This window comes from Dapis brunnea BLCC-M229, assembly GCF_050015995.1.
In the GTDB taxonomy this organism is placed as follows: domain Bacteria; phylum Cyanobacteriota; class Cyanobacteriia; order Cyanobacteriales; family Microcoleaceae; genus Trichodesmium.
Window position 1 is genome coordinate 23,716 of record NZ_JBNHEP010000170.1, and the last position, 10,875, is coordinate 34,590.

Annotated in this window: 6 protein-coding genes; all 6 read left to right on the top strand. The window is 40.1% G+C overall.

What is annotated here, in order from left to right:
• Window positions 1-169 precede the first annotated feature (169 nt).
• A complete protein-coding gene (locus tag ACP6PM_RS19370; RefSeq protein WP_426587479.1) occupies window positions 170-1,543 on the top strand; it encodes a cytochrome P450 in 1,374 nt (457 codons plus the stop codon).
• A 97-nt stretch (window positions 1,544-1,640) separates the two neighbouring features.
• Window positions 1,641-3,017 (top strand): cytochrome P450, encoded by a 1,377-nt coding sequence (locus ACP6PM_RS19375; protein ID WP_426587481.1) that lies wholly within the window; start codon window positions 1,641-1,643, stop codon window positions 3,015-3,017.
• Window positions 3,018-3,213: 196 nt separating this feature from the next.
• Window positions 3,214-4,587, top strand: a complete 1,374-nt coding sequence (locus ACP6PM_RS19380) for a cytochrome P450 (RefSeq protein ID WP_426587483.1) — start codon at window positions 3,214-3,216, stop codon at window positions 4,585-4,587.
• A gap of 128 nt (window positions 4,588-4,715) precedes the next feature.
• On the top strand, window positions 4,716-5,048 hold the full coding sequence (locus tag ACP6PM_RS19385; protein WP_426587549.1) for a zinc ribbon domain-containing protein: 333 nt from the start codon (window positions 4,716-4,718) through the stop codon (window positions 5,046-5,048).
• A gap of 125 nt (window positions 5,049-5,173) precedes the next feature.
• Complete coding sequence (locus tag ACP6PM_RS19390) at window positions 5,174-5,644, top strand: cytochrome P450 (RefSeq protein WP_426587486.1); 471 nt, start codon at window positions 5,174-5,176, stop codon at window positions 5,642-5,644.
• A gap of 630 nt (window positions 5,645-6,274) precedes the next feature.
• Window positions 6,275-10,875 (top strand): DUF4347 domain-containing protein (locus ACP6PM_RS19395; RefSeq protein ID WP_426587488.1); only part of this gene is annotated, 4,601 nt, incomplete at its 3' end.

Sequence of the window (10,875 nt, forward strand, 5' to 3'; positions counted from 1 at the left end):
AATAGAGAAAAACATCGCTCAAATAAATACACAGCAGTAATTATATGCAGTTTTAATTAATAGCTAAAATCCTTATAGAACAACAGGAATTGCCAGATTTTTTTAAGTTATAAAGTGACAAGTCCAATAATCAAAAAATCCAAAAGATAACTCAATTAAGAATATGACAATGACACAACTGCCTGGTCCAAAATCTCCACGTTGGATTCAACTTCTCCAGTGGGTGGCCGAACCCTTGACATTTATGGAAAAATGTGCCAAGCAATACGGCGACGCATTTCAAATAAAATTGAATTACCCAATGGTACTTATCAGCCATCCCAAGGCTATTGAGGAAATTTTCAAGACTAACCCAAAACAGTTCGACTGTGGTGTGGGAAATCAGGTGTTGCTACCATTGTTAGGAGATTTATCCCTGGCTTTGCTAGACGGTACTCCTCACCAACGTCAACGTCAACTATTGATGCCACCTTTTCATGGGGAAAGGATGCAAGCTTATGGTGAGTTAATTTGTAATATTGCTGGGCAAGTAGCTAGTAAGTGGGAAGTGGGGCAACCATTTTCTATGAGAAAATCAACCCAAGATATATCTTTGAAGGTAATATTACAGGCAGTTTTTGGTTTATATGAAGGAGATAGATACCATAAAATAGAGCAAATTTTGAGTGAAGCTCTAGAGTCGTTGGGTTCTCCCTGGAAATCAAGTATGCTATTTTTCAAGCCTCTCCAAATAGACTTGGGTGCTTGGAGTCCTTGGGGTAGATTTATTAGACAACGGCAAGAAGTTGATGAGTTGCTGTACGCAGAAATTTCTGAACGTCGTCAACAACTAGATCCCAAACGTTCTGACATTTTGACCATGCTGTTGTTAGCACGGGATGAAGAAGGACAACCCATGAGCGATCTAGAATTGCGGGATGAATTGATGACATTGCTATTTGCTGGACATGAAACTACTGCAACCGCCTTAGCGTGGTCGTTTTACTGGATTCATCGTCAACCAGAAATTTATCACAAGCTATTGGAAGAACTGGAAGACCTTGGGGATAACCCAGACCCAATGGCAATTATGAAACTGCCATATCTAAATGCAGTTTGCTGTGAAACCCTGCGTATTTATCCAGTGGCAATAATTGCATTTTCACGAATAGCAAAACTACCAATAACGATAATGGATCGAACATATCCAGAGGGAACTGCTTTAAGTCCCTGTGTTTATCTAACTCATCACCGAAAAGATTTGTATCCTGAACCAAAGAAATTTAAACCAGAACGATTTTTAGAACGTCAATACTCCGCTTACGAATTTTTACCTTTTGGCGGTAGTAACCGACGTTGCATAGGAGCAGCATTTGCCATGTTTGAAATGAAACTGGTATTAGCAACTATTCTTAGACACTATAATTTAGCATTGGCACAGAAACAACCAGTAAAAGCAGTACGTCGGGGTGTAACTTTAGCTCCTGCGGGTGGTGTGAAAATGGTTATGAAAGGTAAACGTATACCGGCAGAAAAAAAATCCCCTTCTGTAACAACTGTATAAAGTATTGTTAAACTGTAGGAAGTTAACAGTAGAATAACAAACCCAAACTACTGTTAATTGTCCCTCTGAAAAATCCCAAAACTTACCATTAATTAACATGAAATCAATCCCCGGACCAAAAACACCAGCTCTCTTTCAGAGACTACAATCGCTTCTCAATCCACTCAATACTCTTGAGTCAAGAACTGAGAAATATGGAGATATTTATACTACAGCAGGTGTTGCAGGTAAAACAGTGATAGTAAGCAACCCAAAAGACTTAGAGGAAGTATTGACAAAAGATAATGGAAATGAGTATGAGGTTCCTGGCCAGAAAATTCTCAAGTCAGTGTTTGGAGAACACTCAATATTTGCCTTGTCAGGCGATCGCCTCCGTCGAGAACGCAAACTACTAATGCCACCCTTTCATGGCGATAGAATGCGTAACTATGGAGAGTTGATCCGTAACATCACCAAGGAAGCAGCGAGTAAGTTAATGGTGGGTAAAATATTTATTGCCCGTAAATTGATGGAAGAAATTACGATGCAAGTCTTACTCGAGATTATCTTTGGTCTATATGATAGCCCCCAGTTATTAGAAATCAGGTTAATGTTGGCAGATTGGATTGGGATCACAGCAAACCCATTAAGAGCAAGTTTACTACTCTTTCCAGGGTTGCAAAAGGATTTAGGTCCATGGAGTCCTTGGGGTAAATATCAGCGCCAACTACAAAAACTCGATCGACTCCTCTATGCAGAAATTGCTACTCGTCGCGCTCAACTAGACCCAAATTGTACTGATATCCTAACTCTCATGCTATTGGCGCAGGATGAAGAAGGTCAAGGTATGACAGACCAGGAAATTCGGGATGAGTTGCTGACACTGTTATTTTCTGGTCACGAAACCACTGCAACAGCTTTGACTTGGGCAATTTATTGGGTCCACAGGCAGCCAGAAGTATATCAAAAGCTAATGCAGGAATTGGCAACTGTAGAAGCAGATACCGATCCAATGAAAATTTTTCGTTTACCCTATCTAACAGCAGTTTGCCAGGAAACTTTGCGTATATACCCCCCGGTAATGTTGACATTCCTACGTCAAACAAAAAAAACTGTGGAGTTAAATGGTTATCAATTGGAAGCTGGTACAATGCTTCATGGTTCTATTTATTTGACTCACCACCGGGAAGATTTATATCCAGAACCGAAAAAGTTTAAGCCAGAGCGATTTTTAGAGAGGCAGTTTTCTCCCTATCAATATTTGCCGTTTGGAGGAGGTCAACGTCGCTGTATTGGTACAGCACTAGCAAATTTTGAGATGCGTTTAGTATTGGCAACATTGCTGTCTAATTTTGAGATGGAATTGGCAGATAATCGACCTGTGAAACCCCAACGTAGAGGATTTACTTTAGGGACTTCAACTGGAGTAAAAATGTTGATGAAAGGGGAACGCAAGCAGGTAGAAAAGAAATCTCCTTCCGTTGCAGTTGTATAAAATTGTGTTAAACTGTGGGAAGTTAACAATAGAATCAGAACTTACGCATGAAGTACGGAAAACTAGGATTTGAGATTGCTTCCCTGTCGGTCGCAATGACGAAAATACCTTGTACTGCGTAAGTCCTAAGAATAACAAACCTAAACTACTGTTAATTTTCGTTCTTAAAAAATTCCAAAACTCACCATTAATTAACATGAAATCAATCAAAGGCTCGAATACACTACCCTTCTTTCGGAGACTGCAATTGGTTGTCGCTCCACTCAATACTCTTGAATCCTATGCCAAGAAGTATGGAGATATTTTTACAATGATAACTTCTGCAGGTGAAGTTGTATGTGTCACCAGTCCACAAGCTTTGCAGGAGATATTGACAAAGGATAATAATAAGTATGAAGCTCCTGGTACTAAAATTTTACAACCAATATTTGGAGAATACTCAATGTTGTCCTTAGAAGGCGATCGCCACCGCCGAGAACGCAAATTATTAATGCCACCCTTTCATGGGGACAGAATGCGGAACTATGGTGAATTAATCTGTAATATCACCAAAGAAGCAGCCAGCAACTTAACAGTGAGTCAAACATTTATTGCCCGTAAACTGATGCAAGAAATTACGATACAGGTGATACTCCAAGCTGTGTTTGGTCTATATGATAGCCCCCGCTTATCACAAATTAAGTCAATGTTGGGAGATTTTCTTGAACTCACAGCCTCTCCACTTCGAGCTAGTTTATTATTTTTTCCCTGGTTGCAAAAGGATTTAGGTCCTTGGAGTCCTTGGGGTAAGTATCAGCGTCAACAACAAAAACTTAATGAACTCCTATATACAGAAATTGCTACTCGTCGCTCTCAACTAGATCCGAATCGTACTGATATCCTGACTTTAATGCTATTAGCACGAGATGAAGAAGGTCAAGGTATGACAGACCAAGAAATTCGGGATGAGCTGATGACCATGTTAGTTGCAGGTCACGAAACTACTGCAACAGCTCTAGCTTGGGCAGTTTATTGGGTGCACAAACAACCACAAGTATATCAGAAATTAATGGAAGAGTTGCAAACTCTGGAAATAGATGCCGATCCCATGACAATTTTCCGTTTACCCTATCTCACAGCAGTTTGCCAGGAAACCTTACGAATATATCCGGTGGCAATTTTAACATTTCCTCGTCGGACAAAACAACCTGTTGAGTTGGAGAGTTATGACTTGGAAGCAGGTACAATAATTCAGGGTTCTATTTATTTGACTCATCATCGCGAAGATCTATATCCAGAACCAAAAAAGTTTAAGCCAGAGCGATTTTTAGAGAAGCAGTTTTCTCCTTATGAGTATTTGCCTTTTGGAGGTGGCAGTCGTCGTTGTTTGGGAATGGCATTAGCAAATTTTGAGATGCGGTTGGTATTGGCAACCTTATTATCTAATTTTGAGATGGAATTAGCAGAAAATCGACCAGTGAAACCTCAACGTCGAGGAATAACTTTAGGACCTGCTGGTGGAGTAAAAATGTTGATGAAAGGCGAGCGCAAGCAGGTAGAAAATAAATCTCCATCCGTTGCACTTGTATGATATGTTGTTGAGCTATATCAAGTTAACAGTAGAGTAAAATACTTGCTTACTGTTAACTTCGGCCACTCAATAGTCCAAAAATTGACCGCTAACTAACATGAAATCATTTAGGCTGGAGAACCTTCAGAATATTCCTAGAAGGTAAAGCAGAAAAATATGGTCGTGATTTCAGAGTAATTAATCGTTGGGAGCCAACCAGCCAAAAATGCAGTTGTTGTGGTTTTCGTGGAGGCAAACTAGACCTTCAAGTGCGAGAGTGGGAATGCCTTAACTGTGGTGCCAAACACGATCGCGATACCAACGCAGCAATAAATATATTAGTCGCGGGCGGGCAGTCCGAGACACTAAACGGACGTGGAGGCAAGCGTAACCCACCCCCATCCCCTCCCGGGAGGGGAGCAAGAGGGGTGGGTGCAGCAGCCAATGAGACGTCAACCCGCCGAGGAGCTACGGCTCGGTAGGAATCCCCGTGCCTTTAGGCCGGGGAGGATGTCAACATAGTAACTTTTTCTGGTAAAAAATTAGTGGTAGTAAACAACCCAAAAGACCTACAGGAAGTATTGACAAAAGATAACGTAAATTATTAATGCCTCCTTTTCATGGCGACAAAATGCGGAACTATGGTGAATTAATCTGTGACATCACCAAGCAAGCAGCCAGCAATTTAACAGTGGGGAAAAAATTCATTGCTCGTCAAATGATGCAAGAAATTACGATGCAGGTAATACTACAAGCTGTGTTTGGTTTATATGATAGTCCTAGGTTATCACAAATCAAGTCAATGTTGGTAGATTGGCTAGAACTTACAGCTTCTCCGCTTCGAGCTAGTTTATTATTCTTTCCTTGGTTGCAGAAGGATTGGGGTGCTTGGAGTCCTTGGGGTCAATATCAGCGCCTACTTCAAAAACTAGATGAACTTCTCTATACAGAAATTAACGAGCATCGCGCTCAACTAGATCCAAATCGTATGTTAATTTTTCCTCTTAAAAAAATCCAAAAATTCACCAAATGCAAAAGAGAGAACCTAACGAAAACTTTATTCCAGCACCAGCAATAAATAACTGTGCTTGTAAAACTCCTGCTAAATAATAATTTTGAAGTATTTTACCACATTTTTTTCAAAAGTGCCAGATAGAAAAATTTGAAAATTTTGTCTTGTGGAGCGGAGAGCTTGGGATTCATTTCATCTGTCATCAGGTTGTATGCAAAAGTCATGTGACAAAAAAATAGATTCGTAAATTTTTCTTTGTATAGCTTGACTTCAGCAAAACTTTGTTCTAAACTCAAAAAGTGTGAGTTCTAAAGTAAGAGACTGTTTGTAAAATAAGTATTAAGAGAACATGCGAGTGACTAAAATCTAAAAGCGGTAATACTTCAAGAGATTGAAATTTGGTAGGTAGAGAAGTATTCAGTACATATATTCCTAGATTTTTAAGCGACAAATATTTGTCTTGATTTCTTCCTCCTTATTCCCTATTCCCTATTCCCTATTCCCTGTTCCCTGTTCCCTGTTCCCTGTTCCCTGTTCCCTATCTCCTTTTTATATTTCCTTTACAAACAATCTCTAAGAGATTATGAATTTAATACACATTATATTAAAATAAAAATAGATTAAAAAAAATCATTTTTTTAGAAGATAACTGAGTAGTAATAAATTTTACTAATCAGGAATATTAAAATTATTATCATGGTATCTAACAAAATTCTCATGGCATCTAACCAAAAAATTATTGAATCATTGGATAGCTCTACTGCAAAAAAAACAGTAAAAGAGATAGTTTTCATAGACTCTCATGTAGATAACTATCAAGATTTCGTCACAGAAGTTTCATCAGGAACAAAAGTATTTATTATTGAACCAAATGATGATGGTGTTCAACAGATAACCAAAGTTATAAACCAATATTCTCAAATATCATCTATACATATAATTTCTCATGGTTCTCCAGGGTGCTTATATCTAGGTAATAGTCAGTTAAATATTAATAACATTAACAATAATTACTCCGCAGCATTAAAAAGTTGGCCTGTTACTAATATATTATTATATGGTTGTAATCTAGCTTCTGGGGATGCAGGTGCAGAATTTTTAGAAAAGTTGCACAAACTTACAGGAGCAAATATTGCAGCTTCTGGTAAAGCAACGGGTAGTTCTGCTTTGGGTGGAAACTGGGATTTAGAAGTTACAAAAGGTGAGATAGAAGTTAGTTTACCATTCAGCGATCGGATTAAAAATCAATGGGAGCATATTCTCGATCCTTTTGAAGATCAGCCTTATTTTTTCCAAGTTATTGCAGGTCAGCTCAATGTATTCAACCCCAAGACACTTAGCTATATTGCTGTAGGGGAGACTTACGCTCCTGGATATAATGCAGCAGGATTTAATAGGCAAGACAATTTTATTTATGGAATTGAAGGTGTAAATGGAGCGCTAGAGGATTCAGGAGATGTTATTCGTATTCATTCTGATGGAACAGTCGATAACCTATCTATTACTGTAACAGGAACAGTTCAATTAAACTCAGGGGATGTAGACGATGACAATAATTTATGGGTAAGGACAGGTAATACACAACTAACCAGAATCAATCTTGAAACTGGAGATCAAACTCCTTTTAATCTTAGCGGACCTAGCTTATTGAATGTTGTAGATATAATCTACAACGATAATGATAACGATGAGGGACGAAAATTCTACGGAGCTGACAGCAATGGCAATATCTATACTATAGATCCATTTGGAGGGACTATTACTGCAAGTCAAGCAGTTGATTTGCCAGAAGGCAATGCTTATGGTGCTGCTTGGACTGACAAAGAGCGGAATCTGTTCCTTAGCCGAAATAACACAGGAGAGTTGTACCGGATCAATGATTACACTACTACTAACCCGACAGCTGAATTAATTAACACAGTAGATGATCCAACAAATCGTAACGATGGAATGTCAGATCCGCGGCAACCAGACCCAACAAATGTCTGGTTTGTCGATCCTAATTTTGACCCTAATCTTGAAAGAATTCCTGATAGTAATGATCTTTTTGATCACCAAACTACTTTTACCGAAGATACAACACCTGTAAATATAGTAGTTGCAGAGAGTGTCTCGATCTCAGATTTTCTTGGTGTAAGAGAGAATGACAATGATACTGTTCAAGGTTTTATAAGTAGGGCTAATATTACCCTGGATAATCCTCAAGATACAGATGTATTACAGGTGGACGAAAATGCCTTACCTCCTAATATTGATGTTGTTTTTGAATCTGATGATTCTATTACTTTGGTAGATGATGGAAATCTTACTACAACAACAGTAGATTTTGAAAATGCTCTTAAAGCTGTTACATTTAATAATACTGATGATACTCCAGACACGACTCCAAGAGAAATAGATATTCAGATATTTGACTCCAGAAGTGAAGGAGGAAATACATCTACCGTAACAATTGATGTCATTCCTGCTAATGATGCTCCTGCTTTTGTCAACCTAGATGATACTCCCACTTATGCTGTAGGTGGTGAGGCAGTTGTTCTAGACAGTGATGCCACAATTACTGACCCAGAATTAGATGAGAGAGATAACTACAACGGTGCTACCTTAACCTTGGCCAGAAATGGTGGAGCAAATAGTGAAGATGTATTTAGTAGTACATCAGGAGACTTAACAGAAGGTGCAGACCTAACAGTAGGTGGTACGGTTATTGGTACAGTTACGACTAATAGTGGTGGAACATTAATACTATCATTTAATGGTAATGCTACTACAGCTTTAGTTAATCAAGCATTACAACAGATAACTTATAGTAATACAGGTACTAGCACAGAAGCAGTAACCATTGATTACACTATTAATGATGGTAATACAGCAGATGATGACCAAGGTATAGGAGGAGCATTAGAAGGGACTGGTTCTATTACTGTTAATATTGAAGCAAATGTTCCTCCAGTAGTCAATAGCAGTGCTATTACCGTAGACGAAGCCAGTCAAGACACAGGATTAGGACTAACAGCTCCCACGGACGCAGATGGAGACACCCTAACCATCACAGTCACCGGACTGCCCACATTAGGTCAAGTCACCAAAGCAGACGGTACAGTAGTCAACAACGGAGATACATTAACATCAGAAGAACTGACAGGACTACTCTATGACGCCCCTGCAGACTACAACGGAACAGACGACCCCGGAGACTTTACCTATAATGTTAGTGACGGTACAGAAACAGTATCCGGTAGCACAGACATAACAATTAATCCAATCAACGACCCCCCCACATTAGACTTAGACGGAGACGACAGCAGTGGAGCGACAGAGAACAACTACACAACAACCTTCACAGAAGGAACTCCAGTAGCCATAGGAGACACTGATGTAGTCATCACAGACGTAGACGACACCAACATAGAATCAGCCACAATAACATTAACCAACCGACCAGACGGAGATACAGTAGAAAGCTTATCAGTAAATGGCACAGTACCAACAGGAATAACAGCAAGTAGTTATGACCAAGCCACAGGAACAATAACACTAACAGGAAGTGCCACACTAGCCAACTATCAGACGGCAATAGCCCAAATAGAATACAATAATACCTCAACAAATCCCAACACCACAGCTCGCAGTGTAACAGTAGTAGTCAACGATGGGGATAGCGACAGCAACACAGCAACAACCACAATTAATCTTACTGCAACCAACAGTCCTCCCACATTAGATTTAGACGGAGACGACAGCAGTGGAGCGACAGAGAACAACTACACAACAACCTTCACAGAAGGAACTCCAGTAGCCATAGGAGACACTGATGTAGTCATCACAGACGTAGACGACACCAACATAGAGTCAGCCACAATCGTATTAACCAACCGACCAGACACAGATACAGTAGAAAGCTTATCAGTCAATGGCACACTACCAACAGGAATAACAGCAAGTAGCTATGACCAAGCAACAGGAACAATAACACTAACAGGAAGTGCCACACTAGCGGACTATCAGACAGCCATAGCTCAAATAGAATACAATAATACCTCAACAAATCCCAACACCACAGCTCGTAGCGTGACAGTAGTAGTCAACGATGGGGATAGCAACAGCAACACAGCAACAACCACAATTAATCTTACTGCAACCAACAGTCCTCCCACATTAGATTTAGACGGAGACGACAGCAGTGGAGCGACAGAGAACAACTACACAACAACCTTCACAGAAGGAACTCCAGTAGCCATAGGAGACACTGATGTAGTCATCACAGACGTAGACGACACCAACATAGAGTCAGCCACAATCGTATTAACCAACCGACCAGACACAGATACAGTAGAAAGCTTATCAGTCAATGGCACACTACCAACAGGAATAACAGCAAGTAGCTATGACCAAGCAACAGGAACAATAACACTAACAGGAAGTGCCACACTAGCGGACTATCAGACAGCCATAGCTCAAATAGAATACAATAATACCTCAACAAATCCCAACACCACAGCTCGTAGCGTGACAGTAGTAGTCAACGATGGTGATGACAATAGCAACACAGCAACAACCACAATAAATATTACTCCAGTCAACGAACCGCCAGTAGCAGTAGATGATAGCATTGTCACCCCCCCTGACACAGCAGTAACATTCAACATCACCAACAACGACAGTGACAGTGACGGAACACTAGACCTAACAACAGTAGACCTAGACCCGAGCACAACAGAAAGAGACACAACACGAACAGTAGCAGGAGAAGGAACTTACACAGTAGACGATAGTGGCAACGTAACCTTCACCCCAGAAGCCAACTTCGTAGGTACAACAACACCAATAATCTACACAGTAGCAGACAACGAAGGGGCAACTTCCAACGAAGCTAATATTAGTGTGAGGATAAATGATCCAGCAGCCAACGATGACACAGCAGAAACAAACGAAGATACACCAGTAACATTCAATATCACCGAAAACGACAGTGGCAGTGACAGCACAATAGACCCAAGCACAGTAGACCTAGACCCAAGCACAACAGACAGAGAAACAACACGAACAGTAACAGGAGAAGGAACCTACACAGTAGATGATAGTGGCAACGTCACCTTCACTCCAGTTGCAGGTTTTGTAGGTACAACAACACCAATAACCTACACAGTAGCAGACAACGAAGGGGCAACATCAAACAGTGCCAATATTACAGTTACAGTCAATAATGTTAACCAACCCCCAGTAGCAGAAGATGACAGTGAAGAAACAGACGAAGGAACTCCCATAACCTTCAATATTACCAACAACGACAGTGA

Excerpts from the sequence above, each read along its gene's own strand:
- ACP6PM_RS19370 (WP_426587479.1), top strand. The coding sequence starts at position 170 with ATGACACAACTGCCTGGTCCAAAATCTCCACGTTGGATTCAACTTCTC.
- ACP6PM_RS19375 (WP_426587481.1), top strand. The coding sequence starts at position 1,641 with ATGAAATCAATCCCCGGACCAAAAACACCAGCTCTCTTTCAGAGACTA.
- ACP6PM_RS19380 (WP_426587483.1), top strand. The coding sequence starts at position 3,214 with ATGAAATCAATCAAAGGCTCGAATACACTACCCTTCTTTCGGAGACTG.
- ACP6PM_RS19390 (WP_426587486.1), top strand. The coding sequence starts at position 5,174 with ATGCCTCCTTTTCATGGCGACAAAATGCGGAACTATGGTGAATTAATC.